Genomic DNA, 17,125 nt, shown 5'->3' on the forward strand with positions numbered 1-17,125 from the left:
CATGACTGACAAACAAGTATTGAGAGTAGGTATCGGTGGGCCGGTAGGCTCTGGTAAAACTGCATTGGTTGATGCTTTGTGTAAAAGTATGCGTGACCAGTATGAAATAGGCGTGGTCACAAATGACATTTACACCCGCGAAGATCAGCAATTTTTGATTCGTAGTCAGGCGCTGCCGGAAGAGCGAATTTTGGGCGTTGAAACTGGTGGTTGTCCGCATACGGCGATCCGTGAAGATGCCTCGATGAATCTGGCTGCGGTAGATGAACTGATACAGCGCTGGCCGGAGCTGGATTTTATTCTGCTGGAAAGCGGCGGTGACAATCTCAGCGCCACCTATAGCCCGGAACTGGCCGATCTGACCATTTATGTGATAGATGTTTCTGCCGGTGACAAAATTCCCCGTAAAGGCGGCCCCGGCATCACCCGCTCCGACCTGTTAGTCATCAATAAAATCGATTTGGCCCCTTATGTTGGCGCTTCGCTGGAAGTGATGGACCGCGATGCCAAAAAAATGCGTGGTGAACGACCATTTGTGTTTACCAACATCAAAGCCGGTCATGGCCTTAACTTGATTACTGAATTTATTGTCAAAGCCGGGATGTTGAATTAGGCAGGTGCGACCATCAAAACCTGGAATACCCCCTCGAATCCACACATTAATCAAATTTGTGGATTCGACAAATTTTCAGATACCCTCATCCCAAAAATCTATACCTTGCCCTGATTTTTTCAGCGCATAGACATGGTTTATTCGGTCAATTCAGAAAATACTACAATTCTATGACAAAGCTAGAGTGTTAGCAGCTTAGGAGATTGCCTGCTTGGCAAACTAACCTTTTTGCTCGGTAAGATGCCGGCATAATAGTTTGACTCGACTAAATTAAGCCATTTATCATTGGTGGTTTTAGTGGAACTGATTGATCGGCCAAACCGTAAACGCTATAAAGACCGTGCGTTTTACCAGGACATCAGCAATGACAGGAAGTTGACAATGGCAAACATAAAATCATATCCCAAAATGGCTGTTTTCAGCCACACGCTCGTCATAATGCTGCTCGGCAGTTTATGCCTGAGCAGTAACACCACTCTAGCCGCAGAAACCGCGCAAAGCTACAGTCGCGCGCCTATGAATGCGTTTAATTCGCAAATGGATGACGCTTTGCTGGGCAACCGCTATGAAAAACCCGTCTGGAATTTACAAAATAGTTTAGGTTTACCGGATTGGCTTAGTCTGGGCCTTGAGCAGCGCACCCGCTATGAAGTTTTAGATGGTGCCTTTAAAGCCAATACCCGTGGTGGTGATCAACAAATAGCGCTGCAAACTGATCTCTGGCTACAAGCCCGAGTCGATTCATTTCGGTTTGCCGGTGAGCTTATGGATTCCAGGGCATTGGGCTCCGATATAGGCCTAGGCAAAAACATCGGTTCCGGGGTTAATAACACAATGGCAGATACGGCCGATTTTATCCAGGCCTACGCGTCTTGGGCAGACAAATCGGCCTTTTCCAGCGATTTTGGTGCAGAAGTGAGAGTTGGTCGGCAAACCATGGATCTGGGTAGTCGCCGATTGGTGGCCAGACCGGTTTTTCGCAATACGGTGAATAGCTTTACCGGTGTGCGGATAAGATTACTCAATAATAATAAATGGCAATTCAATGGCTTTGCCACCCTGCCGGTAGTCCGTTTTCCCACTACGGCCAAAGCAATCCTTAACGACACTCAGCAATTTGATCAAGAAGCAACTCGCACCTGGTTTTCCGGCGGCATTCTGGAAGGCTACAAACTGATCAGCGGTATTAATGGCGAAGTGTTTCTCTATAATCTCGATGAAGCCGACAGCTTCAACAACCTCACCCGCAAACGCCGCTATTTTACCCCTGGCCTGCGCTTTTATATTAAACCGAGTAAAGGCCAGTTTGACTTTCAGGCAGAAGGGATGGGCCAGTTCGGTACGGTCAGATATAACACCACCTCCAGCCGCGATCAGCAGCATCAGGCCTGGTCTGAGCATATTGAAGCCGGATATAGTTTCGATATGCCTTGGTCGCCAAGATTCATGCTGGAATATGATTATGCCAGCGGCAGCAAAAACCCTGGCGCCACCAGTAGCACCGATTCCCGCTTCGATTATCTTTATGCCGCCAGCGATCTGGATTTTGGCTCAACCGGTGCCTATACCGCTTTTCAACGCAGTAATATCAACTCACCGGGTTATAAATTCAATTTTGCCCCGCGCCCGGATCTGCAGGTGACACTGCAGCAGCGTTTAGTCTGGTTAGCCTCGGCCAGTGATTGTTGGGGTGGATCAGCCTGTACTTCCGCCACCAATCTGGTGCTAAACCCCACTAAACACAGCGGCAGTTTTGTGGGTGATCAAATCGGTATTAGCAGTCGTTATAACTTTAACAGCAGTTTGAATTTTGAAGCGGGGTGGTTTCGTTTGTTTAAAGGTCAATTCGCCAAACAGGGCGCTGCTACAGTCAATGGTGCCAATACCGTACCAGGCCAGGACACTGATTACTTCTTTGTGCAAAGCCAGTTGAGATTTTAATATCAATAACTAAGGTAAATCCAAGTGGTTTACTTGAAATTACGAATACCAGAGGCTAGGATAAGGGTTAATTACCTAATCTGACAATGCCAACATTTATGCCACGTGCCAATCCGCCGCATCCAGCCAAACCCTTGCTTTGTCTGCAAATTGGTATCACCGGTCACAGACCTGATAATTTGCTGGACGCTGATTATGAGGTGCTGCAAAACCAGATTGCCAAGGTGTTAAGTCAACTAAATCATGATTATCAGCATCTGGCAGCGGAGCCAGCCACTAAACATCTCTATGCCGAAGATGAGGTTTTAGCACCCCGGCTGCTGTCGGCTTTGGCTGAAGGCGCAGACCGGCTGGCAGCATCAGCTGCTTTGCAGCAGGGTTATGATTTACATTGTCCGCTGCCGTTTGACCGAGAGCTTTATGCTACGAACTTCAAGACAGCGGAATCGGCTACCGAATTCAGCAAACTATTAGCTCAGGCGGAACGAATCCTTGAACTTGATGGTGAACGAACTCATGCTGACCAGGCGTATCGCAGTGCCGGACAGTTGCTGGTTTATCATGCGGATGTGGTAGTAACGATCTGGAATGGCATTGAAAACCGGCATTCTCCCGGTACCGCCGGTATGGTGGCTGCGGCTAGGCATCTGCAAAAACCGCTGATCTGGATCAACGCTGCTGCACCGCATCAGATCAAAATTCTTGATCCACAAACTAAATCCTCAGATTGGCAAGATGAACAGCCAGACTCGATACGTTGCTTGTTAGCCGGTCAATTGCTTAACGATGGCACGACCAAAACAGGCGAATCGACCATTGGCAAGTTTGATTTGCGTCGACGTTGGCAACAACATTATCGGCGTAAACAGCAATCCCGCCATATTTATTTTAATCACCCTGAGCCTAGTCGCAATCCGCTAAGTTTAATTTACCGAAGCCTGTTCAATTTACTTGGCAAACGCAGCCTGCGCCACCTATTTGGTAATGCATACCGACTGGATACCTTAAAGGAATGGGAAAAAATTATTCATGCCGGTGATCCGGAACACAGCGACACCCAGCCGCCGGTCAGCAAACCGGCTTTACCCATTGCACCAAGTACCGGACTACATTTTGTGCATGCCGACAGTCTGGCCTGCTATTATGCTGAGCAATACCGGGGCAGTTTTGTGCTGAGTTTTGGCTTGGGAGTATTTGCGGTATTGGCAGCAATGTTTGGCGCTCCATTCAAGAATAGTGTTGCCGACCCACATCTTTCGGCACTGGTAGAATTTGGACTGATGCTGACTATCAGTTTTCTGATAATACGCGGTCGTTATGAGGCTTTGCATCAGCGCTGGCTTGATTTCCGGCTTTTGGCGGAATGTCTGCGCCAACATGCTTTTTTGGCACCCATAGGTGGTATCAGCAAATGGCAGTTGCCGGTGTTTCATAATCATAATGACGATGGCCTGCGCTGGATAGATTGGCTGATACGCAGCATTATTCGCGCCGAAGGCATCCCTGGAATTAATTTAAACACCACCAACCGGCAGCGATATCATGATTTTTTACTGGCGTTGATAAACAATCAGGCCGAATATCATCGTAACAACGCCAAATACAATAAAAAAATCGCCCATAGCCTGCATCTGCTGAATAGGGGCTTAATTTATGCAATTTTACTAATCTGCATCGGCCATTTCCTGTTGGAATCCGGTGGTGAAAATGATAACACCGATATTGTTTTAAGCATTTTTTCGGCAACTTTACCGGCACTGGGTGCGGCTATTGCCGGCATTCTCAGTCAGGGCGAGTTTTCCAGAATCGCTCACCGCTCTGCTAGTATGGCCGATTATTTACAAGAAGTGGCGACCAACCTGAATACTAGTCACAACTTGACAGTAGCAGAACTGGCCCGGCAGGCCCAGTTAACCATAGAATTGATGAGCCAGGAATTATTCGATTGGCGGGTGATATTCCGCGCCAAACCATTGGAACAACATGCCTGAGCAGCTTTCAGCCAAGGCCGATAACTAATAGCTTATGCTATAGGCTAATGCCGTTTCATTCAGGCTTTTAGGCTGATGTATCGGTTTGGCCCACTTGAGTCCGCCCAATCTTATTAGTGTGGCAATGCCGCAATCAAGGCTTGTTGCCATAGCTTATAAGCTGGGCTATTCAAATGCAGGCCGTCATCGCTGAGCTGCGGACTTAATACGCCTTGTGGCGCAAGATACTGATTTAAATTGATAAAAATTAAATCGTGCTGCTGGGCATAATCCCATAAAAATTGATTTAGTTGGGTAACTTGCTGATTTATGGCCAGATTGTTAGGGAAGCTTGCGGCAACATATAAAGTGGATTGTATGGTTACCGGGACATTTTGCTGTTGTAAGGCTTGCAGGATATTTGTGTAATCGGCACAAATTTTGGCTAATGGTCTGCCGCGGATTATATCGTTGATGCCTAACATAATAAACGCCTGGCGGGGATGGCTGGCAATGATGCTGTCCAGACGCTGGCTGACTCCGTAACTGGTATCGCCACTGATGCCGAAATTAAGTATGTGTTGGTTGGCCAATAATTCCGACCACTGGCCGGCTTCGGTGATTGAATCGCCTATCATGGCCATGTCGGCAGCGGCTTGCATGGTTTTGAATAATTGGGTTCGGCTTTGCCAATGTGGGTAATCAATCAAATCTTGATCGCGACCTAACAATTTTGTGATCAGGCGGTGTTTGAAAATGCTGAATTGTTGGTAGGAAAAAATCTGATATTTCATAATCACTATACCGGATAAACTGACCAGCAATGCCGTAATTATCAGCAGTATCTTCAATCTGAATTTAAATAGCATCACTTAAAGCTAGGCAATAGTAGAAAAATTGGCAGCGTAACAGATATCCACAGCCGGGGTTGGCTTGCCATGGGTGAGCGCTTTTATTCGGGTTGCTTGATTTCCAGCCGGCCATTGTTGATGCGCACGGCATAATTTTGAATATTTTCATAAGCCGGCGGTGATTTTACCGCTCCAGTTTTTAAACAAAACCGGGCGGCGTGACGTGGGCAAACGATTTCGTTACCAATAATATCACCGCTGGCGATTTCGCCGCCATCGTGGCTGCAGGTATTGACAATAGCGTAGCATTTGCCGGCAATTTTAAAAACCGCCACTTCCTCACCATCCACCTCGGTGAGTATATGTTCGCCTTCTGCCAGCGCCGTTTGGTCTATAACATCTATCCAGTCTGTCATACCGCTACCTCTTTATGCTTAGATAAGCCAGGCACACGATACCTGGCTGTTATTTGATGTAAACATCGTAACGCAGCAATTTACCCTGATGAGTTTCGGCGGGTTTACCGGCGATGGGTTCTGCGTAATCCGGGCTTTTTACCACTACGCGTTTGGCGCTGGCCTGCCAGGCGGCGGCAAATAATTCGGCACGATCCAGGTCGTCACCAAGAATATCGCGCAATATCAACATGGCTTTTTTGGGCAATGCCGATTTTTTGGGCTTGGCCGGAAACATGGGATCAAGATATATACAATCCGGGGCCACTGCCAAATCTGCCAGTAATTGGATAGCATTTCCACTTATTAAGCGGGGCGGCTGCAATTGCCGGTTTAACATCCAGTCTTTCTGTGCCAAACGTTGGAACCCATCGCTAATCAAAGCGGCCATCAACGGTGAGCGCTCTATGCATTGCAGCTCATAACCCATCCGGAATATGGCCAGGCTATCCTGCGCCCAGCCGGTAGTGGCGTCTATGACACTGCGGGTTTTTCTGCCTATGGCTTGAGCCAGTAGATCTTTTTTGGGCGCCGGGTAAGAGTGCTGCTCACCGGGGCGCGGCTCGATATCAACCGCCAATCCGCCTTTGCGCAAGGTCTGGCGATCCAGCAACATCAGGCAGCCTTGCCGATAACTCAAAAAAAACGCCTGCGGGGCCAAGACTACGCTTTCCTCATCCAGCAGCGGCACGACCAGTTGTTCAGCCAGTTGGCGGCTGGCATTCAGCTGAAGGGCATCGTTGCAAAATACCGCCCAAGAGTCAAGCTGCATTCCCGGCTGCCCTGCTTATTCGGTGGAGATTGAGTTGTGCTGATTTTTTAAGGCTGCATCCAGGGTATGCCAAGCCAGAGTGGCGCACTTGACCCGCGCGGGATATTCACGCACCCCGGCCAGTACCGCCAGTTTACCCAGCGCTTCCAGATTCAGCTGTTCAGATTTACCGGTGGTAATTTCATGGAACAGGGTAAACAGGGCTTCGGCTTCGGCTTCGGTTTTACCTTTAATAATTTCGGTCATCAGTGATACTGAGGCCGTGGAAATAGCGCAGCCAACACCCTGAAAACTGGCGTCACTGATGGTGTGATCGGCAACTTTTAAATACAGGGTCAAGCGGTCGCCGCATAAGGGGTTAAAGCCTTCCACCTGACGATCGGCATCCGGGATGATGCGAAAGTTACGGGGATTGCGGTTATGATCAAAAATCACTTCTTGATAAAGATCACGTAAATCGTCAAACATTAGCCAAATACCTCTATTAATGATTTGATGCCTTGCATAAGTACATCAATTTCCTGGGGGGTATTGTACATGGCAAACGAGGCGCGTGCAGTGGCCGGTATACCATAAAAATCCATGACCGGCATGGCGCAATGGTGCCCGGCGCGTATGGCAATACCCAAACTGTCCAGCATAGTACCTATATCATGGGGATGAATTCTATCCAAGGTAAAAGAAAGTATGCCACCTTTGTCCGCCGCCTGACCGATGATCTGCAAGCCTTTGATTTGTTCGGCCTGAGCAGTGGCGTACGCCAGCAACTCGGCTTCGTAAGCACTGATCTCCGCCATACCGATCTGCTGGATATAGTTAATGGCTGCTCCCAGGCCAATGACTTCGGCTATTGCCGGGGTACCCGCCTCGAATTTATGCGGCAAACCGGCGTATTCGGTTTCGGCAAAGCTGACTTTGCGGATCATGTCACCGCCCCCTTGATAAGGCGGCATGGCTTCCAGCAGCGCCTGCTTTCCGTAAAGGACACCCACACCGCTGGGGCCATATAGTTTGTGGCCGGAAAACACATAAAAATCACAATCCAGCGCCTGCACATCCACCGGCATATGTGGGATGGCTTGGGCACCATCCAGCAATACCGGGATGTTTTTGGCATGGGCGGCAGCAATGATTTTTTCTACCGGGTTAATACTACCCAGGGCATTGGACATGTGCGTAATTGCCACCAGTTTGGTTTTGGCGTTCAGCAATTGTTCAAATTCCGAATAAATTAATTCACCGCTGTAGCTGATGGGTGCCACTTTTAAGACTGCGCCGGTCTGCCGGCAAAGCATTTGCCAGGGCACAATATTGGCGTGGTGCTCCATGGCACTGATCAGAATTTCATCGCCGGGCTGAAAACTGGGCCGGCCAAAGCTTTGGGCAATCAGATTAATAGCTTCGGTGGCGCCGCGGACAAAAATAATTTCTTTATGGCTGGCGGCGTTAATAAAGCCACGCACGGTTTCGCGAGCCTGTTCAAAGCGCTCAGTCGCTTTGACACTTAGGGTATGAACCCCACGATGGATATTGGCGTATTCATGACTATAGACATGCACGATACTGTCTATCATGGCCTGGGGTTTTTGACAGCTGGCAGCATTGTCCAGATATACCAGAGGTTTGTTGCGGATTTTCTGGGCAAGTATCGGGAAATCCGCGCGAATTTGGGCTATGGGGAAACTAGTCATGATTTTATAGATCCAGTGCTAGGCTGATATCGGCACTTATCGCCGGGAAATGCGTCAACAAGACCTGAAATAACTGGGCTTTCAAGCTGGGATTATCCACTTTGTCCAACATTTCATTGGCAAAGGCAAAGGTTAAGATATGCCGAGCGCTGAGATGGTCTATACCTCTGGATTGCAGGTAAAACACCGACTTTTCATCTAGCTGGCCTACTGTCAGTCCGTGTGAACATTTCACATCGTCGGCGTATATTTCCAGTTGCGGCTTGCTATCCACTTCGGCATCGGCAGACAGCAATAAATTGCGGTTATTCATTTCCGAGTCGGTTTTTTGTGCTTGTTCGGCTACCACCACCCGACCCTGAAATACGCCACGGGCGCGCTGATCGAGTACCGCTTTGTAATATTCGCGGCTTATTCCTTGCGGCTGGTTATGGTTGATGCGGGTATGATTGTCTATATGTTGACGCTGACTGGCCACGGTTAAACCGTTTAAGCGGCATTCGGCGGCAAAATCCAGATCACTGTGAATATCGCTGCGCGCCAGCCCGGCCCCCAAAGCAAAATTATGCTGGGTAAACCGGCTGTCTCTAGCCTGCTTGACATAGGTGCCGCCAAAATGGGTGGCTTTAGCGGCTTCGGCTTGCAGTTTATACAAAGTCAATTCGGCATCGGCCTCCAGAAAGCATTCATTAACAGCCGTGGTTAAATACGTCTCACTACTGCCGACATAGGTTTCCAGTACTTCCAGTTGAGCACCACTGTGCACATGCAGGACATTGCGCGTGGCCGCCAGTGCATTGACATCAGTGACGATATGGATAATCTGAATGGTTTTATTCAGCACCGTGCCGGGCGCAACATCCAGCCATACGCCATCAGTGAACCAGGCAGCATTGAAAGCAATCATGCTGTGTTCGCTGGTAAGGGCAGCCTTGCCCAACAGATTTTGCAGGTCAGCGTTTGGGTTTTGCAGGGCTAGCGCGATGCTTTGCAGGCTAACCCCATCCGGTAAGCCGTCCAGACGAGATAAAGACTGGACCAGACGGCCATTGACCAGTACTACACTCCAGGCATCAGCCAGCCGATACGCCGTCAGGCTGGTTTCCGCCAGCAGTTGGGCGGCCACAGGCTGATACAGGGTTTTATTGAGCGCGGCCAGATTGGTGTAGCGCCATTCTTCTTCACGGATAGTGGGAAAGCCGTGACTGCTGAATTCTTGCCAGGCGGACTGACGGAAAGCCTGCAGCCACAGGCCGGTTTCATCTGCCAAATCCGCTGCATATTGCGGATAAGCAGTTAAATACGTTTGATGTGCGGGTTGGGTAATCATTATGCCGCCTGCCCTTCCAGCCAACTGTAGCCTTTTTCTTCCAACTCCAGTGCCAGTTCAGGGCCGCCGGATTTGACGATGCGACCCGCGGCTAGGACATGCACCACATCGGGCACGATATAGTCGAGCAGTCGTTGGTAATGGGTTATCATTAAAAACGAGCGTTCAGTGGAACGCAAAGAGTTGACGCCTTCGGCAACAATACGCAGTGCGTCGATATCCAGGCCGGAGTCTGTTTCATCAAGAATACACAATTTAGGCTCCAGAATGGCAGCCTGCAATATTTCATTGCGTTTCTTCTCGCCGCCGGAAAAACCTTCATTGACTGCCCGGTACAGAAATTTTTCGTCCATTTCCAACAGTTTTAATTTGGTTTTGACCAGCGTCAAAAAATCCATGGCATCCACTTCCGGCAAGCCCTGATGCTTACGCATGGCGTTCAGAGCGGCTTTCAGCAGGTAGACGTTGCTAACGCCGGGAATTTCCACCGGATATTGAAATGCCAGAAACACGCCGAGCCGGGCGCGGATTTCCGGCGCTAGTGCCAGCAAGTCTGCGCCAAAATAACTGACACTGCCGGCAGTAACGGTATAACCAGCCTTGCCGGACAATACATGCGACAAGGTACTTTTACCGGCACCATTGGGACCCATGATGGCATGGACTTCACCGGGATTGATTTCCAGATTTAAGCCTTGCAGTATGGGTTTGTCGCCGACGCTGACATGTAAATTTTTGATACTAAGCATCAAGATACCTTAAATAAACTAGAGATAAACAAATAGAGTTCCTTACGGATGTGCGACACAGCGCACATCAGAGCTATGCTGCCTGACTAGCCGACTGACCCTTCCAGACTAATACCCAATAAAGCCTGGGCTTCCACAGCGAATTCCATCGGTAACTCCTTGAATACCGCCTTGCAGAAGCCGTTAACAATCATGGACACCGCATCTTCCGCGGACAGACCGCGCTGCTGACAGAAGAACAATTGATCTTCACTGATTTTACTGGTGGTAGCTTCGTGTTCCACCTGGGCGCTGGGTTGCTTGACTTCGACATAGGGAAAAGTATGAGCTCCGCAGCGATCACCCACCAGTAAGGAGTCGCATTGAGTATGGTTACGAGCATTTTCTGCAGACTTGGCTATTTTCACCAATCCACGATAAGTGTTTTGCGCTTTGCCGGCAGAAATACCTTTGGAAACAATTGTGCTGCGGGTATTTTTGCCAATATGTATCATTTTGGTGCCGGTATCGGCCTGTTGCAGATTATTGGTCAGCGCCACGGAATAAAATTCACCAACCGAATCATCGCCCAATAATACGCAGCTGGGATATTTCCAGGTAATGGCCGAGCCGGTTTCGACCTGAGTCCAGGAAACTTTGGCATTACGGCCCCGACATTCGGCGCGTTTGGTAACAAAATTATAGATGCCGCCTACGCCGTTTTTATCACCGGGATACCAGTTTTGCACGGTGGAATATTTAATGGTGGCGTTGTCCAGCGCCACCAGTTCCACTACGGCGGCATGTAACTGGTTTTCGTCACGCATAGGCGCGGTGCAACCTTCCAGATAGGAAACATGCGAATCGGCATCGGCGATGATCAAGGTACGTTCAAACTGGCCGGTGTTAGCGGCGTTGATGCGGAAATATGTGGATAACTCCATCGGACAGCGTACGCCTTTGGGAATATACACAAAAGAGCCATCGGTAAACACGGCGGCATTCAGCGCGGCAAAAAAGTTGTCGCCGGGCGGGACTACGGTACCCAGATATTGCTGCACCAGAGCAGGATGCTCTTGCAGCGCTTCGGAGATAGGGCAAAAAATCACCCCGGCTTCCTTGAGTTTACCTTTAAAGGTTGTGGCTACCGACACACTGTCGAATACGGCATCTACTGCAATACCTGCCAGACGTTCCTGCTCATCCAGCGGGATACCCAATTTTTTATAGGTATCCAGCAATTCAGGATCAACTTCATCCAAGGATTTTGGCCCGGCTTTTTTGGATTTAGGTGCGGAATAATAGCTAATAGCCTGGTAATCGATGGGGTCGATGTTTAATTGCGCCCAGTTTGGGCTGGGCATGGTTTGCCAGTGCCGAAAAGCTTTTAACCGGTATTCCAGCATAAATTCCGGCTCGTTTTTGACCTTAGACAGGCGACGAATCACATCTTCGTTTAAGCCGGGCGGAAAGGTATCCACCTCCAGGTCGGTAAAAAAACCTGGTTTGTAGTCCTGAGTGATTAAATTTTCAATTTCTTGTGCGCTGCTAGACATACTGGCTCTGAAACTAATTAACGAAATAACCGGCTAACCGGAATAAAAAACTCTTGGGGAGCCTGACTGGGCATGATCATATCGGCTAGGGTGACCGATTCCAGAGCCTGAGAAATGCGCTGGTTGATAATATGCCAATTTCCCTGAATCCGACAGCCGCTGGCCTGATTACAGCTTTTGTGGGATGCCGTACATTCGGTCAGGGCGATAGGGCCTTCCAAGGCACTGATGACACTGGCAACGGTAATTTTGGCCGGTGCCCGGCTTAAAGTGTAGCCGCCTTTTACTCCACGGGTGGATGATAAGACATGCGCTTTAGTCAAAATTTTCATGATCTTGCTGACGGTGGGCACAGCAATGCCGGTGGCTTCCGCTATTTCCTGAGCCCCATGCTGGCGCTGCTGATCCTGAGCCATGTGGCTGAGAATCACCGTTGCATAGTCGGTCATTTTACTGAGTTTTAACATATCTACCCTCAAGAATTGGCACCATTTTAGTCCTATTTAAATACCAAGTAAAGTAGTTGGTTATTATTTTTCGACAAATGAATGTAATTTAGTTGAGTGGCGGCTACTGATTCGGTTCCCGAGACCTTAGTTTTTAATGCCAATGCCTTTATGCAATAAGATCAGGCTGATCAGTATCAGAAATATGACCAAGCTACCGGTCATAGCAAAGGCCAGCCCGATATCCACATCGCTGATGCCGATCAGTCCATAGCGGAAGGCATTGATCATATACAGTATCGGATTGGCCTGTGCCACTTTTTGCCAGATGCCGGGCAGCATGGAGACGGAGTAAAATACACCGCCAAGATAGCTGAGCGGTGTCAGCACAAAGTTGGGAATAATGGAAATATCATCAAAACTATCTGCAAACACGGCATTGATAAAACCGGCTAAAGCAAACAACGTGGCAGTTAGTATCATCACTGCCATCGCTATTTCCCAATGTTTAACCGGTATCTCAGTAAATAGCGTGGAAATGCCGGCGACTACACCACCGACCAGTATGCCTCGGGCAACGCCGCCACTGACATAGCCAGCCAGGATAACCCAGTTGGGCACCGGCGCCACCAGCAATTCTTCGATATGACGCTGAAATTTAGTGGAATAAAATGAAGACACTACGTTGGAATACGAATGGCTAATCACCGACATCAGGATAATGCCGGGTACGATGTAGTCCATATAACTTTCACCATTGACACTGCCGACCCGGCCCCCGATCAGTTTGCCGAATATCAGAAAATACAGGGCAGTGGTGATGGCCGGCGGTAGCAAAGTTTGCGGCCAGATGCGGGTAAAACGGCGAATTTCTTTAACAAAGATGGTTGTGAAGGCGATTAATTGACTCATTGCACCAGATCGATAAATAGTTGTTCCAGACGATTGGATTTATTTTTCAGGCTGGAAACCTGTATTCCCAGGGCAGTTAACTGATTAAACAGCTGGTTTAAACCTAAGTGTTTGGGTACGGCGACATTGAGGCTGTTTGGGTTGGCCAGTTCAAGACGATAACCGCTGATTTCCGGGACAGTGGTCAGCGGCTGGCTGAGATCCAGTACGAAATGTTCGACATTGATACTGTTTAAAAACTGATGCATGGGCGCTTTTTTGATAATTTGCCCCTGATCAATAATGGCAATATTTCTACACAGACTTTCGGCCTCTTCTAAATAATGAGTGGTCAATATGATGGTAGTGCCCTGTTGGTTGACTTCAGCCATCATTTGCCACATGGCGCGACGAATTTCTATGTCTACCCCAGCGGTAGGTTCATCGAGTATCAATAAACGCGGCTCGTGCACCATGGCTCTGGCGATCATTAACCGGCGTTTCATGCCGCCTGACAATCGGCGTGAAACACTGTTACGCCGCTCCCATAAGTCCATTTGCCGTAAGCATTTTTCGGTACGCTGTTTTGCCAATTTGGCGGGTATACCGTAAAATCCTGCTTGGTTTAATACCACATTACCAACCGTTTCGAATTGATTAAAGTTGATTTCTTGCGGCACCAAACCGATACAGGTTTTGGCCTGGGCGGTTTCTCTGTCCAAATCATGTCCGAACACCTCAACACTGCCACTGGTTTTGTTGACTAATGAGCTGATGATGCCTATCAGAGTGGATTTGCCGGCACCATTTGGACCAAGTAAAGCAAAGAAATCGCCGCTCTCAACTTCCAGATCGACACCTTGCAAAGCTTGAAAGCCATTATTATAGGTTTTTTTAAGCTGTTTTATGGTTAAGGCATTCATACTCTAAGTTATAATGAACAGTAGATGAGCAGGCGGAAATTAAGTTTCCGCAAAAAGCCGGAATTCTAGCAGAATTTCCCTTTCAGCCAGCAAATGAACAGGATTGCAAGTGCCACATCAAATACCTACCAGCGTTGCCGCTGTTGATCTGGGTTCAAACAGCTTCCATATGATTATCTGTAGTCTTAAAGATGGAAAATTACAAACGATAGACCGCCTGAAAGAAATGGTGCGATTGGCGGCAGGATTAGATAAAAATCGCAATCTTGACACGGCAACTCAGGAAAAAGCCCTGGCTTGTCTGGAACGTTTCGGCGAACGTATCAATAGCTTCCCTCCCCATAGCGTCAGTATTGTCGGCACCAATACCTTACGCTTGGCAAAAAATGCCCAGCAATTTATCAGTAAGGCTGAAAAAGCTTTGGGGCATCCGATTCATGTAATTTCCGGCATTGAGGAAGCCCGACTGATTTATCAAGGTGTGGCGCACAGTCTGGCCGGCTCTGCCAATCGGCGCTTTGTCATGGATATAGGTGGCAGCAGCACTGAATACATTATCGGCCAGCATGACACGGCGCATTGTAAAGAAAGCCTGAATATGGGCTGCGTAACAGTGAGTCAAAAGTTTTTTAAAAAAGGCCAAATCAGTAAAAAGGCATTTAAAAAAGCCACACTATTTGCTGAACAGCATTTAGTGCCTTTTCAGGGCAAATTTAATCGTCAGCAGTGGGATGAAGCAATAGGAGCATCGGGCAGTTTAAAAACAATCAGCAATGTGCTGCAGACTTCTGGCTGGAGTGATAACGGTATTACCATGACCGGCCTGGAACTCCTGGTGGCACATCTGCTAAAGTTTAATCATTACGATCAGTTCAATTTTCCGGCTTTAAGTCTGGAACGTCGCCCGGTTTTCATCGGTGCTGTAGCAATTATTTATGCCACATTCAAAACTCTAAATATAGAACAAATGACGGTTTCCGACGGGGCGTTACGCGAAGGTTTGGTGCAAGACTTACTAGGCCGGTTTTATAACCATGACATTCGTTCTGAAACCAGTAAAATCATTGCCCATCGGTATCATATAGATCATCAACACGCCAGCCAAATTAAGGAAACCATACATTATATGGCTAGGCAATTGACTGGTCTACCGTGTTTCCAAGATGATTCAGATACGCTGCAATTTTTGAACTGGATGGCGGAATTGCATGAAATTGGTTTGGAAATTGCTCACAGTCAATATCATAAGCATAGCGCTTATATTATTGAAAACGGTGATCTGGCCGGCTTTTCCAAACAGGATCAATTGGTGCTTTCTCGGTTGGTGCGTAATCATCGTAAAAAACTCAATCTGGAGCGTTTTGCCGAATTACCCTGGCCATGGCGGGAATATACGCCACATATGGCGGTGGTATTCCGGATTGCCCGACTATTACACAGAAGCCGGCATAATCCGCGCCCTGACTTTGATATAGCGATTAAGGATTTTGAGATCAGGCTAAAATTTCCTGAAAACTGGCTGGAACAATCGCCTTTAACTCAAGCCGATCTGGAACAGGAAATACTTTACCTTAAGGAAGCGAAATTTAATCTGATTTTTGAGTAATGCCGCATTTTATTCAGCATTGGCTAAATTCTATTCATGATGCCATGGAGAGATTCCAAGGCTTACACTTGCCGGCTTGGCTAACTCATCCGGCTGTGCAAAAGTTGGTCAAGATTCTGATTTATACTTTGCTTACGCTGATTTTGCTAATCAGCATTTTGCTGTGTTTTGCTCTTGACAACAGCCCCCAGGATATTATTCTGCAAGGCATGAATCGGGATGATATCCAGCGTGCCAAATTATTGTTGCATGTAACGCCTGAAGAACGGGAAAGTCTGAAAACTGTACGCTTAAATCAGAAGGATTTGAATATTGCTGCCAGTTATTTGCTGAATCATTTCGTGGAAAACACCATCCAAATTCAGTTCACCAATGATCGTCTGTTGTTTCAGATGGCAATCTTTGTTCCTGATAACCCCTGGGGCAGGTTTCTGGATTTTCATTTCAGTTTGAAGCAGAATGGCGAGGATATTTTACTTAAATCGTTTAAGATCGGCGAAATTTCCATTCCTGATCGTGCCGCAAATTTGCTGCTGCCGTTTATTGTGCATCACACAGCGCTAAATGAATATTGGTTGGCGATTACCCGTTATGTCAAAACAGTACGCATTAATCAGAATGATATTGAAGTCAGTTACCTGGGGTCTATCATTGATACAGCCAAAAAACTGGCTATTCAAAAACACCAGGATTACCCCAATTTACATATCTATCAGCAACTAATTAATGAAATTGTGGCGCAACACGACCCAGCTTGGCGGCTGTCCCTGACTGAATTGTTGCAACCTTTATTTTTATCGGCTTACCAACATTCAACACCAGATACCGCGATCCAGGACAATCGTGCTGTAATTATTGCTGTAGCCAGTTATATTTATAAAAATGAATTACGCCGTTACCTGCCGTTAGGGCTGATTTACAGTCATGAATATCAGGTTTATGCCTATAGACGCATAGACATACCTCAACATTTTATCGCTGAAGCCTTAATCACTGCCGTAGACAGCAATCTGCTCAGTTTACAATTGGGATTGGATAAGGAGGTGGGCGATGCTCAGAAAGGCAGTGGCTTCAGCTTTATTGATATTAGTTCGGATCGGACAGGTATCCGTTTCGGCCAATTAGCAATTGCCTCACCAGCCTCCGCACGCCGCGTACAGCAGATTATGGCGGAAACCCGAGATTACACCGCGATTATTCCCGATATTGAAGGCCTACCGGAACACATGGACGAAGCGACATTCAAAGAAAAATACCGGAATATTGACAGTCAGGCTTATCAGGATATGATTAAATTAATCGATAGCAGGATTACAGCACTGCCTTTATATCAGCTAAATTAGATCGATTGG

Annotated in this window: 16 protein-coding genes; 5 read left to right on the forward strand and 11 right to left on the reverse strand. The window is 47.7% G+C overall.

Translation table 11 applies throughout. The features are described 5' to 3' along the window. Position 1: 1 nt before the first annotated feature. The 3 genes from ureG (at position 2) to KEF85_RS11640 (ending at position 4,545) form a co-directional block, all read left to right on the forward strand. Positions 2-613 carry an urease accessory protein UreG gene (gene ureG / locus KEF85_RS11630; RefSeq protein WP_215580752.1) on the forward strand — a complete coding sequence of 204 codons (612 nt, stop codon included), beginning with the start codon at positions 2-4 and terminating at the stop codon, positions 611-613. A gap of 381 nt (positions 614-994) precedes the next feature. Next, the gene (locus tag KEF85_RS11635; protein WP_215580754.1) at positions 995-2,554 is read left to right on the forward strand and encodes an alginate export family protein; all 1,560 of its coding nucleotides are present in this window, start codon (positions 995-997) and stop codon (positions 2,552-2,554) included. A gap of 86 nt (positions 2,555-2,640) precedes the next feature. After that, complete coding sequence (locus tag KEF85_RS11640; RefSeq protein ID WP_215580756.1) at positions 2,641-4,545, forward strand: hypothetical protein; 1,905 nt, start codon at positions 2,641-2,643, stop codon at positions 4,543-4,545. Between the two features lie 113 nt (positions 4,546-4,658). On the opposite strand, the gene KEF85_RS11645 is transcribed toward KEF85_RS11640, so the two are convergent. The 11 genes from KEF85_RS11645 to KEF85_RS11695 all read right to left on the reverse strand — a co-directional run bounded on the left by KEF85_RS11645 (position 4,659) and on the right by KEF85_RS11695 (position 14,167). Continuing rightward, on the reverse strand, positions 4,659-5,318 hold the full coding sequence (locus tag KEF85_RS11645) for a GDSL-type esterase/lipase family protein (protein ID WP_215580758.1): 660 nt from the start codon (positions 5,316-5,318) through the stop codon (positions 4,659-4,661). Between the two features lie 158 nt (positions 5,319-5,476). After that, a complete protein-coding gene (locus tag KEF85_RS11650) occupies positions 5,477-5,791 on the reverse strand; it encodes a non-heme iron oxygenase ferredoxin subunit (protein ID WP_215580760.1) in 315 nt (104 codons plus the stop codon). A gap of 49 nt (positions 5,792-5,840) precedes the next feature. Beyond that, positions 5,841-6,602, reverse strand: coding sequence for a class I SAM-dependent methyltransferase (locus KEF85_RS11655; protein ID WP_215580762.1), 762 nt, complete (start codon positions 6,600-6,602; stop codon positions 5,841-5,843). Positions 6,603-6,617: 15 nt separating this feature from the next. Continuing rightward, positions 6,618-7,070, reverse strand: coding sequence for a Fe-S cluster assembly sulfur transfer protein SufU (gene sufU / locus KEF85_RS11660; protein WP_215580764.1), 453 nt, complete (start codon positions 7,068-7,070; stop codon positions 6,618-6,620). Then, positions 7,070-8,293: an aminotransferase class V-fold PLP-dependent enzyme gene (locus KEF85_RS11665; RefSeq protein ID WP_215580766.1), complete on the reverse strand. Its 1,224-nt coding sequence runs from the start codon at positions 8,291-8,293 to the stop codon at positions 7,070-7,072. The genes sufU and KEF85_RS11665 overlap by 1 nt, the downstream gene beginning before the upstream one ends. A gap of 4 nt (positions 8,294-8,297) precedes the next feature. Beyond that, positions 8,298-9,623 carry a Fe-S cluster assembly protein SufD gene (gene sufD / locus KEF85_RS11670; protein WP_215580768.1) on the reverse strand — a complete coding sequence of 442 codons (1,326 nt, stop codon included), beginning with the start codon at positions 9,621-9,623 and terminating at the stop codon, positions 8,298-8,300. Then, positions 9,623-10,372, reverse strand: a complete 750-nt coding sequence (gene sufC / locus KEF85_RS11675; protein ID WP_246534901.1) for a Fe-S cluster assembly ATPase SufC — start codon at positions 10,370-10,372, stop codon at positions 9,623-9,625. The genes sufD and sufC overlap by 1 nt, the downstream gene beginning before the upstream one ends. 86 nt (positions 10,373-10,458) lie before the next feature. After that, on the reverse strand, positions 10,459-11,907 hold the full coding sequence (sufB, locus tag KEF85_RS11680; RefSeq protein WP_215580770.1) for a Fe-S cluster assembly protein SufB: 1,449 nt from the start codon (positions 11,905-11,907) through the stop codon (positions 10,459-10,461). 17 nt (positions 11,908-11,924) lie between these two features. Then, complete coding sequence (locus KEF85_RS11685; RefSeq protein ID WP_215580772.1) at positions 11,925-12,374, reverse strand: SUF system Fe-S cluster assembly regulator; 450 nt, start codon at positions 12,372-12,374, stop codon at positions 11,925-11,927. A gap of 126 nt (positions 12,375-12,500) precedes the next feature. Further along, positions 12,501-13,265: an ABC transporter permease gene (locus KEF85_RS11690; protein WP_215580774.1), complete on the reverse strand. Its 765-nt coding sequence runs from the start codon at positions 13,263-13,265 to the stop codon at positions 12,501-12,503. Continuing rightward, positions 13,262-14,167, reverse strand: coding sequence for an ABC transporter ATP-binding protein (locus KEF85_RS11695; RefSeq protein WP_215580776.1), 906 nt, complete (start codon positions 14,165-14,167; stop codon positions 13,262-13,264). Before KEF85_RS11695 ends, KEF85_RS11690 begins: the two co-directional genes overlap by 4 nt. Before the next feature lie 109 nt (positions 14,168-14,276). Between KEF85_RS11695 and ppx the strand changes: the two genes are divergently transcribed. Further along, the gene (gene ppx, locus KEF85_RS11700; RefSeq protein ID WP_215580778.1) at positions 14,277-15,773 is read left to right on the forward strand and encodes an exopolyphosphatase; all 1,497 of its coding nucleotides are present in this window, start codon (positions 14,277-14,279) and stop codon (positions 15,771-15,773) included. After that, positions 15,773-17,116, forward strand: a complete 1,344-nt coding sequence (locus tag KEF85_RS11705; protein WP_246534903.1) for a hypothetical protein — start codon at positions 15,773-15,775, stop codon at positions 17,114-17,116. The genes ppx and KEF85_RS11705 overlap by 1 nt, the downstream gene beginning before the upstream one ends. Positions 17,117-17,125: the final 9 nt, after the last annotated feature.

This window comes from Methylomonas paludis (assembly GCF_018734325.1).
GTDB classification, from domain to species: Bacteria; Pseudomonadota; Gammaproteobacteria; order Methylococcales; family Methylomonadaceae; genus Methylomonas; species Methylomonas paludis.